The organism is Pseudomonas sp. LB3P58, from assembly GCF_054897895.1.
This window is the reverse complement of the sequence record NZ_JBUBVE010000001.1, coordinates 5,238,097-5,253,458: the sequence shown is the minus strand read 5'-3', so window position 1 is coordinate 5,253,458 and position 15,362 is coordinate 5,238,097. Positions and strand designations below refer to the sequence as shown.

At 60.1% G+C, this 15,362-nt stretch carries 14 protein-coding genes; 6 read left to right on the top strand and 8 right to left on the bottom strand.

Translation table 11 applies throughout. The features are described from left to right. Positions 1 to 144: 144 nt before the first annotated feature. The 5 genes from ACYZTZ_RS24480 to exaC all read right to left on the bottom strand — a co-directional run bounded on the left by ACYZTZ_RS24480 (position 145) and on the right by exaC (position 6,286). Entirely contained in the window at positions 145 to 606 is a 462-nt protein-coding gene (locus tag ACYZTZ_RS24480) for a GNAT family N-acetyltransferase (RefSeq protein ID WP_056743612.1), read from the bottom strand. A 118-nt stretch (positions 607 to 724) separates the two neighbouring features. After that, positions 725 to 1,549, bottom strand: a complete 825-nt coding sequence (eutC, locus tag ACYZTZ_RS24475) for an ethanolamine ammonia-lyase subunit EutC (protein WP_461999954.1) — start codon at positions 1,547 to 1,549, stop codon at positions 725 to 727. Positions 1,550 to 1,557: 8 nt separating this feature from the next. After that, complete coding sequence (locus tag ACYZTZ_RS24470) at positions 1,558 to 2,952, bottom strand: ethanolamine ammonia-lyase subunit EutB (protein ID WP_461999953.1); 1,395 nt, start codon at positions 2,950 to 2,952, stop codon at positions 1,558 to 1,560. Between the two features lie 202 nt (positions 2,953 to 3,154). Next, the gene (eat, locus tag ACYZTZ_RS24465; protein ID WP_461999952.1) at positions 3,155 to 4,525 is read right to left on the bottom strand and encodes an ethanolamine permease; all 1,371 of its coding nucleotides are present in this window, start codon (positions 4,523 to 4,525) and stop codon (positions 3,155 to 3,157) included. Between the two features lie 240 nt (positions 4,526 to 4,765). After that, on the bottom strand, positions 4,766 to 6,286 hold the full coding sequence (gene exaC, locus ACYZTZ_RS24460; RefSeq protein WP_461999951.1) for an acetaldehyde dehydrogenase ExaC: 1,521 nt from the start codon (positions 6,284 to 6,286) through the stop codon (positions 4,766 to 4,768). Between the two features lie 299 nt (positions 6,287 to 6,585). On the opposite strand from exaC, the gene ACYZTZ_RS24455 reads away from it, so the two are divergent. From ACYZTZ_RS24455 to ACYZTZ_RS24440, 4 genes are all read left to right on the top strand, one after another. Next, positions 6,586 to 8,499, top strand: a complete 1,914-nt coding sequence (locus ACYZTZ_RS24455) for a sigma-54-dependent Fis family transcriptional regulator (protein WP_461999950.1) — start codon at positions 6,586 to 6,588, stop codon at positions 8,497 to 8,499. 271 nt (positions 8,500 to 8,770) lie between these two features. Next, complete coding sequence (mpl, locus tag ACYZTZ_RS24450; protein ID WP_461999949.1) at positions 8,771 to 10,120, top strand: UDP-N-acetylmuramate:L-alanyl-gamma-D-glutamyl-meso-diaminopimelate ligase; 1,350 nt, start codon at positions 8,771 to 8,773, stop codon at positions 10,118 to 10,120. Continuing rightward, positions 10,117 to 10,749: a flavin prenyltransferase UbiX gene (gene ubiX, locus ACYZTZ_RS24445; protein ID WP_008152788.1), complete on the top strand. Its 633-nt coding sequence runs from the start codon at positions 10,117 to 10,119 to the stop codon at positions 10,747 to 10,749. Before mpl ends, ubiX begins: the two co-directional genes overlap by 4 nt. After that, positions 10,742 to 11,026 (top strand): YceK/YidQ family lipoprotein, encoded by a 285-nt coding sequence (locus ACYZTZ_RS24440; protein WP_046055560.1) that lies wholly within the window; start codon positions 10,742 to 10,744, stop codon positions 11,024 to 11,026. Before ubiX ends, ACYZTZ_RS24440 begins: the two co-directional genes overlap by 8 nt. 100 nt (positions 11,027 to 11,126) lie before the next feature. Here the strand turns inward: ACYZTZ_RS24440 and ACYZTZ_RS24435 are convergent, their stop codons facing one another. The 3 genes from ACYZTZ_RS24435 to ACYZTZ_RS24425 form a co-directional block, all read right to left on the bottom strand. Continuing rightward, positions 11,127 to 11,768 carry an oxidoreductase gene (locus ACYZTZ_RS24435; protein ID WP_461999948.1) on the bottom strand — a complete coding sequence of 214 codons (642 nt, stop codon included), beginning with the start codon at positions 11,766 to 11,768 and terminating at the stop codon, positions 11,127 to 11,129. 27 nt (positions 11,769 to 11,795) lie between these two features. Then, positions 11,796 to 13,514, bottom strand: coding sequence for a C13 family peptidase (locus ACYZTZ_RS24430; RefSeq protein WP_461999947.1), 1,719 nt, complete (start codon positions 13,512 to 13,514; stop codon positions 11,796 to 11,798). A 112-nt stretch (positions 13,515 to 13,626) separates the two neighbouring features. Continuing rightward, positions 13,627 to 14,082, bottom strand: coding sequence for a MaoC family dehydratase (locus ACYZTZ_RS24425; RefSeq protein WP_008152797.1), 456 nt, complete (start codon positions 14,080 to 14,082; stop codon positions 13,627 to 13,629). Positions 14,083 to 14,278: 196 nt separating this feature from the next. Between ACYZTZ_RS24425 and ACYZTZ_RS24420 the strand changes: the two genes are divergently transcribed. Together ACYZTZ_RS24420 and ACYZTZ_RS24415 are read left to right on the top strand one after the other, a co-directional pair. Continuing rightward, on the top strand, positions 14,279 to 14,641 hold the full coding sequence (locus ACYZTZ_RS24420; RefSeq protein WP_461999946.1) for a CidA/LrgA family protein: 363 nt from the start codon (positions 14,279 to 14,281) through the stop codon (positions 14,639 to 14,641). Then, entirely contained in the window at positions 14,638 to 15,354 is a 717-nt protein-coding gene (locus ACYZTZ_RS24415) for an LrgB family protein (RefSeq protein ID WP_056744547.1), read from the top strand. Before ACYZTZ_RS24420 ends, ACYZTZ_RS24415 begins: the two co-directional genes overlap by 4 nt. Positions 15,355 to 15,362: the final 8 nt, after the last annotated feature.

The window sequence follows — 15,362 nt, the reverse complement described above, 5'->3', positions numbered from 1 at the left end:
TTTTTCTTACAAGCCGGAAAGATCGGCATTATACGGGCTGAGAAGTGAAAAGCGCGTTGAGTTTGTAGCGGGGGATTTCGGAGCGCAGTGAGAAGACGATCGCAGCCACAGGGCCGTCCCCATAAGGGCTGCGATCTTTTCGGCTTATAGCTCGTCGCTGATCGGCAACACGTAGTTCATGAACTCGGTGTCTTCCTTGAACCCGATGGATTCGTAGGTTTTCCGCGCGACGTCGTTATTGCTGCTGGTGGAAACGCGCATGCGTACAGCGTTGGTTTCCTTGGCCATTTTTTTCGCGGTGCGGATGAGGTTGTCGGCCACCAACTGGCGGCGTGCCTCTTCGGCGACGTAAATGTCGTTGAGGATCCACACGCGCTTCAGCGAAAGGGACGAAAAGCTCGGATACAACTGACAGAAACCCATCAGTTTGTTGCTGTCGTCATCGGCCAGGGCCAGGTAGATCACCGACTCCTTGCGACGCAGGCGTTTTTCAAGGAACGCCCGGGACGAGTCCGGATAAGCCAGGGAGCCATAAAACTCGCGATATTTGACGAACAACGGGGTCAACAGGTCCAGGTGTTCGAGGGTCGCTTGAATAATCCGCATGGTAGGTCTCGTCTTCAAGTGGCTGTCTTCACGTACTGTGACGGCGAACGGTTCTCACTCGGGCGGCCGTGTTTCGATCCTGCCTGAAACTGGATCAGAAACGCAATGCGGAAACGGTTCAGGCATCCGACGAACTCAGTAGGAAATTACCTTTCATGTCCGCTCCTGCGTCCGACTCCAGTGTCAGAACCTGGGCTTCGTCCTTCAGATTGACCCCTGACAACTGCCGCCGGCAGGCTTCGCGCATCAAATACAGCAAACGGTGTGCCGCCATGCCGTAACTCAGGCCTTCGAGCCGGACATTGGAGATGCAGTTGCGATAGGCATCCGTCAGCCCGACCTTTGGATTGTAGGTGAAATACAGCCCCAGGCTGTCCGGGGAGCTGAGGCCAGGGCGTTCGCCGATCAGGATCACCACCATTTTTGCACCCAGCAGCTCGCCGATCTCGTCGGCTACGGCGACCCGGCCCTGTTCCACCAGAATGACCGGTGAGACGGACCAGCCGTCGCTCACAATCTGATCCTCCATTCGCGCCAGAAACGGCAGGGTATGGCGATGAACGGCCAGCGCCGACAACCCGTCGGCAACGACAATGGCCAGATCGACACCGCCGGGATTGGCCAATGCGTAATCGCGCAGTGCCTGAGCCGACTCATTACTCAGCTTTCGCCCCAAATCGGGGCGTTGCAAATAACTGTTCCGGTCCGTAGCGGCGCTGTGTAGCAGCAAACTGGCACGCCCGCGTTCAGCCAGTTGTGAGCTGAGCCCCGCATGGTCGAACGGCAAGTGCACCGCATCTCGCGCCTGAGCGTGGGCGTACTGGAAATCCAGCTGCGCGCTGGTCGGCATGCTGGTGCCCGTACGACCAAGGGCAATCCGTGCCGGTGTCAGGCGGCGCAGTTCCAGTAACGGGTTTTCTGGATCAGCAGGTGGTTTGTCCATTTCAACACTCATCCCAGTTGCCCCATCGCTTGACGGAAGGCCGGCGGCAGGCTGTCGCCGAAGTGAATCTTGCCGTCTGCCTGGGTGAAAATGCCCATTCTCGCCAGCCATTGTTCGAATTCCGGCGCCGGTTTCAGGCCCAGCGTCTGGCGGGCGTAAAGGGCGTCGTGGAACGAAGTGGTCTGGTAGTTGAGCATGATGTCGTCGGAGCCGGGGATGCCCATGATGAAGTTGATCCCTGCCACGCCCAGCAGGGTCAGCAGGGTGTCCATGTCGTCCTGGTCGGCTTCGGCGTGGTTGGTGTAACAGATGTCGCAACCCATGGGCACGCCCAGGAGCTTGCCGCAGAAGTGGTCTTCGAGGCCGGCGCGGATGATCTGTTTACCGTTGTAGAGGTATTCCGGGCCGATGAATCCTACAACCGTGTTCACCAGGAACGGTTTGAAATGGCGCGCAACGGCGTAGGCGCGGGTTTCGCAGGTTTGTTGATCGATGCCGTGGTGGGCGTTGGCTGACAGGGCGCTGCCTTGGCCGGTCTCGAAATACATCAGGTTCTGGCCCAGCGTGCCGCGGTTCAGGCTCAAACCGGCGTCATAGCCTTCCTGCAACACGTTCAGGTTGATACCAAAACTGGCGTTCGCCGCCTCAGTGCCGGCGATCGACTGGAACACCAGGTCCAGCGGAACGCCGCGATTTATTGCCTCAATGGACGTGGTGACATGCGTCAGCACGCAGGCCTGGGTCGGAATCTCGTAGCGCTGGATAATCGCATCGAGCATTTCCAGCATGGCGCAGATCGAGGCGATGCTATCGGTGGCCGGGTTGATGCCGATCATCGCGTCGCCGTTGCCGTACAGCAGGCCGTCCAAAATGCTCGCGGCGATGCCGGCCGGTTCGTCGGTGGGGTGATTGGGTTGCAGGCGGGTGGATAACCGGCCGCGCAAACCCATCGTGCCGCGGAATTTTGTAACAACACGGATTTTTTGCGCCACCAGCACCAGATCCTGCACGCGCATGATCTTCGACACGGCAGCGGCCATTTCCGGGGTCAGGCCGGGCGCGAGGGCGCGCAGGCTCTGTTCGTCGGCGGCATCGCTGAGCAGCCAGTCGCGAAAGCCGCCGACGGTGAGGTGGCTGACCACCGCGAAAGCGTGTTTGTCGTGAGTGTCGATGATCAGTCGGGTGACTTCATCGGCCTCGTAAGGAATGAGTACTTCTTGCAGGAAATGGCTGAGCGGGATGTTGGCGAGGGCCATCTGCGCGGCCACACGCTCGCCGTCGTTGAGGGCGGCGACGCCGGCCAGAAAGTCCCCGGAACGCGCCGGACTGGCCTTGGCCATGACGTCCTTGAGACTCTCGAAGCGATAGGTCTGGGCGCCGACGGAATGGGCAAATGCGGCCATGGGACGGAGTCCTCCTGATTCTATAAATAACTCAAATACACCACCGAACCCTGTGGGAGTGAGCTTGCTCGCGAAGGCGGCGTGTCATCCAGTACATGTGTCGGATGACACGCCGCCTTCGCGAGCAAGCCCGCTCCCACATTGGATCTGCGTGCACTTCAATATGGCAGGCGCCGGGCAACAGGCCCGGCGCCGGTGCAACTCAGACGCCTTCGAGCATCGCGTCCGCCGGTGCGTCGAAGCGTTGCTTGGCGGTCAATTGGAAATACAAATAACCGACAGCCATAAATCCGAGGAACACACACCCGATCAGCGTATTGAACCAGGCCATCGCCACCAGGCACACCACCGCCAGAAACAGCGCAATCCCTGGCACGATCGGGTAGCCCGGCGCGCGGAAGGTGCGCTCAAGGTTCGGCTCGGTTTTACGCAGTTTGAACAGGCTCAGCATACTGATGATGTACATCACGATGGCACCGAATACCGACATGGTGATCATCGCTGCCGTCAGGGTCATGCCTTGCAGGTTGACCAGACCGTCGCTGTAGATCGCCGCGATGCCGATCACGCCGCCGGCCAGGATCGCCCGGTGCGGAGTCTGGAAGCGCGAGAGCTTGGCCAGGCCGCGAGGCAGGTAACCGGCCCGGGCCAGCGCAAAGAATTGCCGTGAGTAGCCGAGAATGATCCCGTGGAAACTCGCCACCAGACCGAACAGGCCGATCCACACCAGCATGTGCATCCAGGACGAATTGTTGCCGACCACGGCTTTCATTGCCTGAGGCAACGGATCGTTGATGTTCGCCAGTTGACGCCAGTCGCCAACGCCGCCTGCCATCACCATTACGCCGATGGCCAGGAACACCAGGGTCAGAATGCCACTGACATAAGCCCTGGGAATCGTGCGTTTCGGGTCCTTGGCTTCTTCAGCCGCCATCGCCGCGCCTTCAATCGCAAGGAAAAACCAGATCGCAAAGGGGATCGCCGCAAAGATTCCGGGAATCGAGCCCAAAGTGAACTCGTTGGCGCCCGACCAGCCGTTAAGCGCGAAATTACTGAAGCTGAAGCCCGGCGCAACGACGCCCATGAACACCAGTAATTCGGCGACCGCCAGCACGGTGACCACCAGTTCAAACGTCGCGGCGATGCTGACGCCGAGGATATTCAAGCCCATGAACACGAAATAGGCGCCAACGGCGGCGATCTTGGGGTCCAGTTCCGGGTATTGCACGTTGAGGTAGGCGCCGATGGCCATGGCAATCGCCGGGGGCGCAAAGACGAATTCGATCAGCGTGGCGATGCCGGCGATCAGTCCGCCTTTCTCACCAAAGGCCCGCCGGCTGTAGGCAAACGGCCCGCCCGCGTGGGGAATCGCAGTAGTCAATTCGGTGAAGCTGAAGATGAAACAGGTGTACATCGTCGCCACCATCAACGCGGTGACGAGGAAACCCAGGGTCCCTGCGGTGCCCCAGCCGTAACTCCAGCCGAAATACTCGCCGGAAATCACCAGGCCGACGGCAATGCCCCATAAATGCAGGGTGCCGAGTGTGGGTTTGAGCTGTGTAGTAGAAGTCATAAGTCCTCGCTGTCTTTTTTATTTTTTGATTTGTTGGACTTTCAGGTGCGACGTTTTCGTGTAAAGCGAGCACGCAAAGCCCGTGCCAGAGCGGCAGGGCAATGTTCGGGGTGTCATTGAGGGCGCCATCGCGAGCAGGCTCGCTCCCACAGGGGGAGTGCGGTGTAAATGTGGGAGCGAGCCTGCTCGCGATGACTATTGAAAGGGCGACGCAGAAACATCTGCATCGCCCACGCTTTTTTAGAAGAAGCCCAACGGATTGATGTCGTAGCTCACCAGCAGGTTTTTGGTCTGCTGATAGTGATCGAGCATCATTTTGTGGGTTTCACGACCGACACCGGATTTTTTGTAACCGCCGAACGCGGCGTGCGCCGGGTACAGGTGGTAGCAGTTGGTCCACACACGACCGGCCTTGATGGCGCGGCCCATGCGATAGGCGCGGTTGATGTCGCGGGTCCACAGACCGGCACCCAGGCCGAACTCGGTGTCGTTGGCGATGGCCAGGGCTTCGGCTTCGTCCTTGAAGGTGGTGATGCTCACCACCGGGCCAAAGATTTCTTCCTGGAACACGCGCATTTTGTTGGTGCCCTTGAGCAGTGTCGGCTGGATGTAATACCCGGTCGCCAGGTTGCCCTCGAGTTTTTCGATCTTGCCGCCGGTCAGCAGCTCGGCGCCTTCGCCCTTGGCGATTTCCAGGTACGAAAGGATTTTGTCGAATTGCTGCTCGGACGCCTGGGCGCCGACCATGGTGTCGGTGTCCAGCGGGTCGCCACGTTTGATCGACAGCACTTTTTTCATCACGACTTTCATGAAGTCGTCGTAGATCGACTCTTGCACCAGGGCGCGGGACGGGCAGGTGCAGACTTCGCCCTGGTTGAAGAACGCCAGCACCAGGCCTTCGGCGGCTTTTTCGATGAAGGTTTCTTCGGCTTGCATGATGTCGGCGAAGAAGATGTTCGGCGACTTGCCACCCAGCTCCACGGTGGACGGAATGATGTTTTCGGCGGCGCATTTCATGATGTGCGAGCCGACCGGGGTCGAACCAGTGAAGGCGATCTTGGCGATGCGCTTGCTGGTGGCCAGGGCTTCGCCGGCTTCTTTGCCGAAGCCTTGCACCACGTTCAGCACGCCCGGCGGCAACAGGTCGCCGATCAGCTCCATCAGCACGGTAATGCCCAGCGGCGTTTGTTCGGCCGGCTTGAGCACCACGCAGTTACCAGCCGCCAGGGCCGGGGCGAGTTTCCAGGCGGCCATCAGGATCGGGAAGTTCCACGGGATGATCTGGCCGACCACGCCCAGTGGTTCATGGATGTGATAGGCCACGGTGTTGCCGTCGATCTCGGCGGCGCTGCCTTCCTGAGCGCGGATGCAACCGGCGAAGTAGCGGAAATGGTCCGCCGCCAGCGGGATGTCGGCGTTGAGGGTTTCACGCACGGCTTTACCGTTGTCCCAGGACTCGGTGATTGCCAGGACTTCGAGGTTCTGTTCGATGCGGTCGGCGATTTTCAGCAGCACCAGCGAGCGCGCCTGGGCGGACGTGGCGCCCCAGGCATCGGCGGCCGCGTGGGCAGCGTCCAGGGCCTTTTCGATGTCTTCGGCCGTGGAGCGCGGGAATTCGGCAATCGGTTGGCCATTCACTGGCGAGGTATTGGTGAAGTACTGACCTTTAACAGGCGCGACGAACTCGCCGCCGATGTAGTTACCGTATTTGCTCTTGAACGAAACGATAGCGCCTTCAGTACCGGGGTGAGCGTAACGCATGGTGATTTCTCCTTGGCTTTTGTACTTATAAGAGAGGCGCATGTGCGCTTGCTTTAAGCTTAGAGCAAAGGTCGGGCCACCGCCTTGCAGGTCAGGCAAATCAAGGCCTTACGCGGTTTTTGTCGGACCAGCGGATGCTGCTTGTGACGCTTTCGGTACGGTCCCAGTGACACTTTGTACCGCTTCTGGCACATCGTGTGACGAAGCGGTCTCGCCAGCATTGCAATGCGCCGATGGCAGGAGGATGCTGGGCGTCACCTCAAGCACGGGTCGCCGAGCCCCGGGGAGAACAATAAGAAATGCACGACAACCATTTGAGTCGCCATGCCCAGCAGGTCCTGACTGTCACTCAGGGCAAATCCCACCTGCACGGCCCCGGCAGCGATCCGTCGATTGCCCGTTCCTGGCTGCGCTGTCTTGAGGATTATCACCTCGACCCGGCCCTGACCATGGCGCCGACGGTGCTGGAACATGGCCGCGTCCTGGAAAGCCGCGAGCGCTTGCAGCAAGTGCTGCACATCGCCGGCAGCGAAATGACCAGTCTTCATCAGCAGCTCTCCGGCGCTGGCCACGCGGTCCTGCTGACCGACGCCCGCGGCGTGATCCTCAATTGCGTCACCGCGCCTGCCGAACGGAAGATTTTCGAACGCGCCGGCCTCTGGCTCGGGGCTGACTGGAGCGAAGCCTGCGAGGGCACCAACGGCATTGGCACCTGTCTGGTAGAGCGTCAGTCCCTGACCATCCACCAGGACGAGCACTTTCGCGGCCGTCACACCGGCCTGACCTGCTCGGCAAGTCCGGTGTTCGACCCGCATGGCGAACTGCTGGCGGTGCTCGACGTGTCCTCGGCGCGTCACGAGGTCTCGCGTCAAAGCCAATTCCACACCATGGCCCTGGTCAATCTTTCGGCGAAGATGATTGAGAGCTGCTATTTCCTGCGCTATTTCGACAATCAGTGGTTGCTGCGTTTTCACCTTCAGGCCGAATCCGTCGGGTTGTTCAGCGAAGGGTTGCTGGCATTCGACGGGGAAGGGCGGATCAGCGCGGTCAACCAGAGTGCGCTGAACCTGCTGGGGCATATTCGCGGTGGGCTGCTGGGTAAGCCGGTGGAGGCGTTTTTCGATTGCTCGCTGGATGACTTGCTCGGCCGCGCAAGTGTCAACGCCAGCGCCAGTTGGCCATTGCGTACCCGAGACGGGCGGAGTCTGTTTGCGTTGTTGCGCGGGCAGCCACGCAGCATTCCGGTGCCGGTGGTGCAAAGTGCGGTGATCGCCGAGCCTTCGCGCTTGTCGGGCATTTGTCTGGGCGACACGGGGTTGCAGGAAGATTTCCGCAAATCCTTGCGCGTGTTCGAACGGGACGTACCGCTACTGATCAACGGCGAAACCGGGTCCGGCAAAGAAGCGTTTGCCAAAGCCGTCCACCAGGCCAGCCAGCGAGCAGAAAAAGCCTTCGTCGCCCTCAACTGCGCCGCCATCCCCGAAAGCCTGATCGAGAGCGAACTGTTTGGCTATCGCGGCGGCAGCTTTACCGGTGCGCGTAAGGAAGGCATGCGTGGCAAGTTGCAGCAGGCCGATGGCGGCACGTTATTCCTAGATGAAATCGGCGATATGCCCTTGGCTTTGCAGACCCGGCTATTAAGGGTGCTGGAAGATCGTCAGGTGGTGCCGATCGGCGGCGAGCCGGAATCGGTCAATGTGCGGATCATCAGCGCCACTCACCGTAACTTGCTGGAACGGGTGCAGGACGGCAGCTTCCGCGAGGATTTGTATTACCGGCTCAACGGGCTGGAAGTTGCACTGCCGGCGCTGCGTGATCGCAGTGATAAGTCTCAGTTGCTCGACTTTTTGTTGGCCGAAGAGGCGGGCGGGGAAACCGTATTGATCGACGGTCCGGCACGCCAGGCGTTGCTGGCCTTTGCCTGGCCGGGGAACGTACGGCAGTTGCGCAATGTGCTGCGCACGTTAGCCGCGCTGTGTGACGGTGGGCGGATCGGACTGGAGGATTTGCCAGTGATGATTCGTCAGGCCCGGCCGGTTCCTGTTGTTGCCGTTGAAGAGCCGTCGGACTATCCGCTGGATGACGCTGAGCGGCTGGCGTTGCTGAATGCGCTGGAACAGACGCGCTGGCATATGACTCATACGGCTGAACAACTTGGCGTCAGCCGTAACACCCTTTACAGAAAACTGCGTAAACACGGGATTGAGCGGTAGGCAGGTAAATCCAACCCTCACCCTAACCCTCCCGAAACGTCGGACCGCCCGTAGGGAGAGGGGACTGACCGAGTTGTTTGGCCGAGGCATTGCGACCTGAGATTCCGCGTCGAACTCATGTCCTGAAAAGCATGGAGATCGGCTCCCTTTCCCCCCCCTCTCCCCCGTGGGGAGAGGGCTGGGGTGAGGGGTGGATCTCAAGCCATCAGCTAAAGGGTGCGAATTTTCCCACCCTAAGCTAACCTGCGGCCATGTTTTACGAGGTCGACTAATGCACATTCACATTCTTGGTATCTGCGGCACTTTCATGGGTTCGATGGCGGTTCTGGCCAAAGAGCTGGGCCATCACGTGACGGGCTCCGATGTCAACGTCTATCCGCCGATGAGCACTCAGCTTGAGGCTCAGGGCATTGAGTTGACCCAAGGCTATGACCCGGCGCAGCTCGATCCGGCTCCGGATCTGGTGGTGATCGGCAATGCCATGTCCCGCGGCAACCCGGCTGTCGAATACGTGCTGAATAAAGGCCTGCCCTACGTCTCCGGCCCGCAATGGCTGTCAGATCACGTGCTGCAAGGTCGCTGGGTGCTGGCCGTCGCCGGTACCCACGGCAAAACCACCACCAGCAGCATGCTCGCCTGGGTGCTGGAGCATGCGGGCATGAGCCCGGGTTTCCTGATCGGCGGTGTGCCGCAAAACTTCTCGGTGTCCGCTCGTCTGGGTGACACCCCATTCTTCGTGATCGAAGCCGACGAGTACGACAGCGCGTTCTTCGACAAGCGCTCCAAGTTCGTTCACTACCGCCCGCGCACGGCGATCCTGAATAACCTGGAATACGATCACGCCGACATCTTCCCCGATCTACCCGCCATCGAGCGGCAGTTCCACCATTTGGTGCGGACCATTCCGAGCGAAGGCCTGGTGATCCATCCGACCACCGAGCCGGCGTTGCAGCGTGTGATCGAGATGGGCTGCTGGACCCCGGTGCAAACCACCGGAGCCGGCGGTCAGTGGCAGGTCAAACTGCTGAGCGAAGACGGTTCGAAATTCGAAGTGATGTTCGAAGGTGTCGCTCAAGGTGTGGTCGAGTGGGACATGACCGGTCAGCACAACGTCGCCAACGCGCTGGCCACGTTGGCTGCGGCGCGCCACGTCGGTGTTGTGCCGTCCATGGGCATCGCTGCTCTGAGCGCATTCAAAAGCGTCAAGCGCCGGATGGAGAAAGTCGCGGAGGTCCGTGGCATTACCATCTATGACGACTTCGCTCACCATCCGACGGCGATTGCGACGACCCTCGACGGCCTGCGCAAGCGCATCGGCGATGCACCATTGATCGCGATCATCGAGCCACGCTCCAACTCAATGAAGCTCGGTGCTCACCGCGACGGCTTGCCGGAAAGCGTGGTCGATGCCGATCAGGTGATCTGGTACGCGCCGGCCAACCTCGGTTGGGATCTGGGGGCTACTGCTGCGTTGTGCACGGTGCCGTCGATTGTCAGCGATTCGCTGGAAGGCATCATCGAGCGCGTGAAGAGCCAGGCCCAGCCCGGCACTCACGTGGTGATCATGAGCAACGGCGGCTTCGGCGGCCTGCACGGCAAACTTGCCGAGGCGCTGCAATGAACAACGGCCCGGAACGCATCACGCTGGCGATGACCGGTGCTTCCGGCGCCCAGTACGGTTTGCGCCTGCTTGACTGCCTGATTCGTGAAGACCGCGAGGTGCACTTCTTGATCTCCAAGGCTGCGCAACTGGTGATGGCCACTGAGACTGATGTTACGTTGCCGCCGAAAACCCAGATGATGCAGGCCTTCCTCACCGAATACACCGGGGCTGCCGCCGGGCAGATTCGGGTGTATGGCAAGGAAGACTGGATGTCGCCGGTGGCCTCGGGCTCCGGCGCGCCGGCGGCGATGGTGGTGGTGCCGTGTTCCACCGGGACCTTGTCGGCTATTGCGACGGGGGCCTGCAACAACCTGATCGAGCGTGCCGCCGACGTCACCTTGAAGGAACGTCGTCAGCTGATTCTGGTGCCGCGTGAGGCGCCGTATTCGAGCATCCATCTGGAGAACATGCTCAAGTTGTCGAACATGGGCGTGACGATTTTGCCGGCGTCGCCAGGCTTTTATCATCAGCCGCAAACCATCGACGACTTGATCGATTTCGTCGTAGCACGAATTCTCAATCTGCTGAACATTCCCCAGGACATGCTGCCGCGTTGGGGCGAACACCATCTGACCAGCGATGAATAAGCTGCTGGCGATTGTGCTGGCGCTGCAATTGGCTGGCTGCGCCACGGCGCGAACGCTTGATGCCGCCAAGCCTGGTGCACCGGTGGTGTATTCGGGGACGCGTCTGGATTTGTATGCCATGAATGGCGGTTGCTGCGCCATGGACCGTTTCGGCGCCGAAGCCCCGAGCTATCCGGGCGTCGACCTGCCGGCCAGTGCGTTGCTCGACACGCTGCTGTTGCCGCTGTCGGTGCTCACGGTGATCGGGGTCAGTTTTCAGGCGACGGGCGGATTGTAAAAAGCAAAAGATCGTCCGAACGCGGCCCGAACCTTCGGCAGCTCCTACAAGTGTACGCAATACCAATGTAGGAGCTGCCGAAGGCTGCGATCTCTTGATCTTACTTACCTAACTTGCGCAACTCATCCGACTCGACAATCCGCACCCCATCCTGCTCTTCCAGCGCCAGTCGCCACATGGCGCGGGCCAGTTGGCAGGCTTCGATGCCGCGGTATTTGCCCGGGATCAAGCGGGACAAGGGCCCAGCGAATTGCTCAGCCATACGCGGTTCCATACGTTCGCCCAGTAGCAGCGAAGGTCGGCAAATGGTCAGTTGCGGCCAGTCCTGTGCGCGCAATGCATATTCCATCTCGCCTTTGACCTTGTTGTAGAAAATAGGGGACCTGCGATCAGCCCCCAGTGCACTGATCACGATCAGGTGCCGTGCGCCCATCTCCCGTGCACGTTTGGCGAACGCCACCACCATGTCCAGGTCCACCGCGCGAAACGCCTGTTCCGAGCCGGCTTTCTTGATGGTGGTGCCCAGGCAGCAGTAGGCGATGTCGACGCGACCATTCAATTGCGGCAGAAACACCGCAGGGTCGCCGACCGGGTTTTCCAGATGGGGGTGCTCGGCCAGTGGCCGGCGTGAGGGCGCCAATACTCGTGAGATCGTTGGCTCATTGAGCAGACGGTCAAGAAGATGTTCACCGGTCAACCCGGTAGCTCCGGCAAGCAGTACGTGCTGAGGCGTCAAGTACATAGTGTTTCCCCCTTGATACTATTCAGCTTAGTTGCTCTTTGCATCCGTGCTGCTGATAGAGACACTTTGAAGTGCCTTTCGTGCCTGCTGCTTGCGTAACAGCTGCCAGTGAGAGAGAACGGTTTTCGGTGCCCAGATCTGCGGTTCAGAGGCTTCGAAGCTGTCCGCCAGTTCACGTTCGGCGACGGTGGCTTTGGCCAGTTTGAAGGCTTGCTCCAGGTCGTCGGTCTGGTTCAGTGCCTGGGCGAACAGCGCATCGCCGAAGTAGGTGAAGTTGGCTTCTTCCGAGCAGCCGAAGGACACGCGGTCAGCGCGCGAGGCGGTCATGATCAGGGTGCGTTCATCCTTGAGAGCGGGAATGAAGCCACCGGAGTAACAGGACGAAATCACGATGATCTTGTCGCGGTTTTTCAGCGGAGAGAGCACCGCGGCAAGTTCATCGGCCGGCAGATCGGACAGTTCCATGCGCGGCTGGTCGAGCACCAGTTCGTGTTCGCTGGTGCCGTGACTGGTCATGTAGATGAAGATCAAGTCTTCCGGGCCACTGCGTTCGGCCAGGGTGGCGGCGGCGCGGCGCAGGTTTTCCCGGGTGGCCATCGGCCGGTCGACGAGGTGGTCGCGATGGTTCACCAGGCGGATCTGGCCAAACGCACCAAAGCGACTGCTGAGCATGTTGCTGACGTAATCGGATTCGCGCAGGAACACGCTTTGCTTGCCGTCACCACCGAGTGTCAGGGTGTACAACTCGACTGCCGGGGTCGAAGCCGGCACGTTGGATAGCGCATCGTCGAGCAAACGGCCCTGGGCCAGCAAACCGAGTTCCAGGCTGTCGGGCAGCAGCTTGCCATCGGCATCTCGAACACGCTGGCCATTGATCCACGTACCGCTTTGCACCGTGCCGTCAGTCAGCACCAGGGTACCGCGCCCCGAGTAACTGTCACCGTCGAACTGGCCGATGTAGAAGCTGCCGTCGGACAGGTTCAATCGACCTTGGCCGGTGAAGCGCCAGTCACTGAACTGGCCGATGTAATGGCTGCCGTCGGCGCCGATCAACTCGCCCTTGCCGTTCAGTGTCCCTTCCTTGAACAGACCGAGCCAGACATCACCGTCGGCGTTCTCGTAGCGGCCCTTGCCGTGCAGTTGGTTGTTCTTGAAGCCGCCGACATAGATATCGCCATCGGCGCTGTTGAAAGTCCCGTTGCCTTCGAGCTGACCGTCGACGAAATGCCCGGTGAACTGATTGCCGCTGGCGTCGCCACGTTGGCCTTCGCCGTTGGGTTTGCCGTGGGCGAACTGGCCCTGATACGAGCTGCCGTCTTCGAGTTCGAGACGACCGAGCCCTGAATATTGATCGGCCTTGAATTCACCGCGGTAGGTCATACCGTTTTCTTTGAGGGTGCCTTCGCCGTCCCGTCGACCGGCTTTGAAACCGCCGGTGAAGCTGCTGCCGCTGGTGGTCAGTGTGCCCTTGCCGTCGAACAGCCCTAGATTGAATCCGCCGCGATAGACTTCGCCGTTACTGCCGTGCCATTCGCCCTGGCCATGCCATTGGCCCTTGTCGAAATCGCCGGCGTACCAGCTGCCGTTCGGGTAATCGATGCGGCCCTGGCCTTGCAGCAATCCGTTGACCAGTTCACCGCGATAGCGTCCGCCGTCCGGCAAGCGGGCATCGGGGGGCAACAGCGATTCGCCGTCGCCGCAAGCGGTGAGCAATAGGGTCAGAGCGAGGAGTGCAAGTGGGCGCATAGCGGGATCCGGGCAATTAGGCGACCGAGTATGCCGCAGCTGTTTGACCTTATATAGCCAGGAAACAGGAGAGGGCGCGAAACAGCGTGAGCTGCTTCGCATCCGGGATGGGTTACACGAAGCAGAGCGACAGTGGCTCGGCGATGTAAGCCGGTTTGTCCGAGCCTTCGATCTCAAGCGTGGCGGTGGCCTTGAGCAGCCATTGGCCGGGTTTCTTCTCGGTGACTTCGTTCATGTCGACCTTGAGTCGTACCCTGGAATTGACCTTCACTGGCTGGATGAAACGCACCGTATCCAGACCGTAGTTGACCACCATCTTCGCCCCTTCAGGGAGGATCAGGATGTCTTCCATCAGTTTGGGGATCAGCGACAGCGACAGAAAACCGTGTGCAATGGTGCTGCCAAATGGCGTTTGCGCGGCTTTGACCGGGTCGACGTGGATGAACTGATAATCCCCTGTGGCTTCGGCGAACAGGTTGATGCGCTCCTGATCGATGGTGAGCCATTCGGAACGTCCGAGTTCCTTGCCGACATAATCTTTGAGCTCTGCAACGGGAACATAGGGCATTGAGACTCTCCTTGGGTTCATCGGTTTTATAGTTTTTGAGGTGGGGGGATTTGACCTCCCGGATTACCACTTTAGATCAACATGGCAAATGGCTCCGGTCAACTGAACATGATTTTGGCGAATGCCGGTCTATAGCGTTGGCGTGCTTATAATGCTCGGCCCGCTTGTGCGGGATGATATTGGTGGGAGATGACGGATGTTGTTACGTGGCCTGACCTGGCTGGTGCTGTTCCAATTGCTGGGCACAGCCATCAACCACTTGTTTTTACCGGTGCTGCCGGGGCCGATTGTCGGCCTGCTGTTGCTGCTGGTGTTCCTGATCAGTCGTGGCCAGGTCGGCGAACCGCTGAGCCTCGCGGCCAGCAGTCTGCTGCGTTACCTGCCGTTGTTGCTGGTGCCGCCAGCCGTAGGTGTGATGGTTTACGCCAAAGACATTGCCGCAGATTTCTGGGCCATCGTCGGCGCGCTGGTGTTGTCATTGTTGCTGTCCCTGGCCTTCGCTGGCGTGCTGATGCAGCGCATGGTCAAGCGTCACGCTCATCGTGAGGGCGGCCAATGATCTTCGACTGGCACGGCGCCTGGACGTCGGTGATTCATCATCCGTTGTTCGGCATCGGTATTACGCTGGGGGCTTATCAGCTGGTGCTGGCGGCGTTCGAGAAAACCCGCTGGATCTTTCTGCAACCGGTACTGGTCTCGATGCTGCTGGTGATCGGCGTATTGGTGGGTTGCGGCCTGACCTATGCCGAGTACCGCAAGAGCACCGAGATCCTCAGCATCCTGCTCGGGCCTGCGACCGTTGCGCTGGCTGTGCCGCTGTACCTCAATCTGCGACGCATTCGGCAGTTGTTCTGGCCGATATTTACTACGCTGGTGATAGGTGGCGTCGTCGCCACTGGCATGGGCGTATTGCTGGGCTGGTCGTTTGGTGCCGAACACATGATCCTGATGACCATGGCGCCGAAGTCGGTGACGTCGCCGATTGCCATGCTGGTGGCAGAGCAGATCGGTGGTGTTGCAGCGCTGGCGGCAGTGTTCGTGTTGATTACCGGGGTGATCGGGGCGATATTCGGGCCGAGTCTTTTGACCCGGCTGGGTGTGCACAGTCCTGAGGCGCGCGGTATGGCACTGGGCATGACGGCGCACGCAGTAGGCACTGCGGTGGCCATGCAGGAAAATGAAGAATGCGGCGCCTTCGCGGCGCTGGCGATGAGTCTGATGGGCGTGGCCACGGCAGTTTTCCTGCCGTTGGCGGTGTCGATGGTGGTGTAAGGAAATGT

Bases quoted from the DNA above. Each gene is read 5' to 3' on its own strand.
- ACYZTZ_RS24480 (WP_056743612.1), bottom strand. From the start codon at position 606: ATGCGGATTATTCAAGCGACCCTCGAACACCTGGACCTGTTGACCCCG.
- ACYZTZ_RS24415 (WP_056744547.1), top strand. From the start codon at position 14,638: ATGATCTTCGACTGGCACGGCGCCTGGACGTCGGTGATTCATCATCCG.
- ACYZTZ_RS24470 (WP_461999953.1), bottom strand. From the start codon at position 2,952: ATGGCCGCATTTGCCCATTCCGTCGGCGCCCAGACCTATCGCTTCGAG.
- ACYZTZ_RS24420 (WP_461999946.1), top strand. From the start codon at position 14,279: ATGTTGTTACGTGGCCTGACCTGGCTGGTGCTGTTCCAATTGCTGGGC.
- ACYZTZ_RS24440 (WP_046055560.1), top strand. From the start codon at position 10,742: ATGAATAAGCTGCTGGCGATTGTGCTGGCGCTGCAATTGGCTGGCTGC.
- ubiX (WP_008152788.1), top strand. From the start codon at position 10,117: ATGAACAACGGCCCGGAACGCATCACGCTGGCGATGACCGGTGCTTCC.
- eutC (WP_461999954.1), bottom strand. From the start codon at position 1,549: ATGGACAAACCACCTGCTGATCCAGAAAACCCGTTACTGGAACTGCGC.
- ACYZTZ_RS24435 (WP_461999948.1), bottom strand. From the start codon at position 11,768: ATGTACTTGACGCCTCAGCACGTACTGCTTGCCGGAGCTACCGGGTTG.
- ACYZTZ_RS24430 (WP_461999947.1), bottom strand. From the start codon at position 13,514: ATGCGCCCACTTGCACTCCTCGCTCTGACCCTATTGCTCACCGCTTGC.
- mpl (WP_461999949.1), top strand. From the start codon at position 8,771: ATGCACATTCACATTCTTGGTATCTGCGGCACTTTCATGGGTTCGATG.
- exaC (WP_461999951.1), bottom strand. From the start codon at position 6,286: ATGCGTTACGCTCACCCCGGTACTGAAGGCGCTATCGTTTCGTTCAAG.
- ACYZTZ_RS24455 (WP_461999950.1), top strand. From the start codon at position 6,586: ATGCACGACAACCATTTGAGTCGCCATGCCCAGCAGGTCCTGACTGTC.
- ACYZTZ_RS24425 (WP_008152797.1), bottom strand. From the start codon at position 14,082: ATGCCCTATGTTCCCGTTGCAGAGCTCAAAGATTATGTCGGCAAGGAA.
- eat (WP_461999952.1), bottom strand. From the start codon at position 4,525: ATGACTTCTACTACACAGCTCAAACCCACACTCGGCACCCTGCATTTA.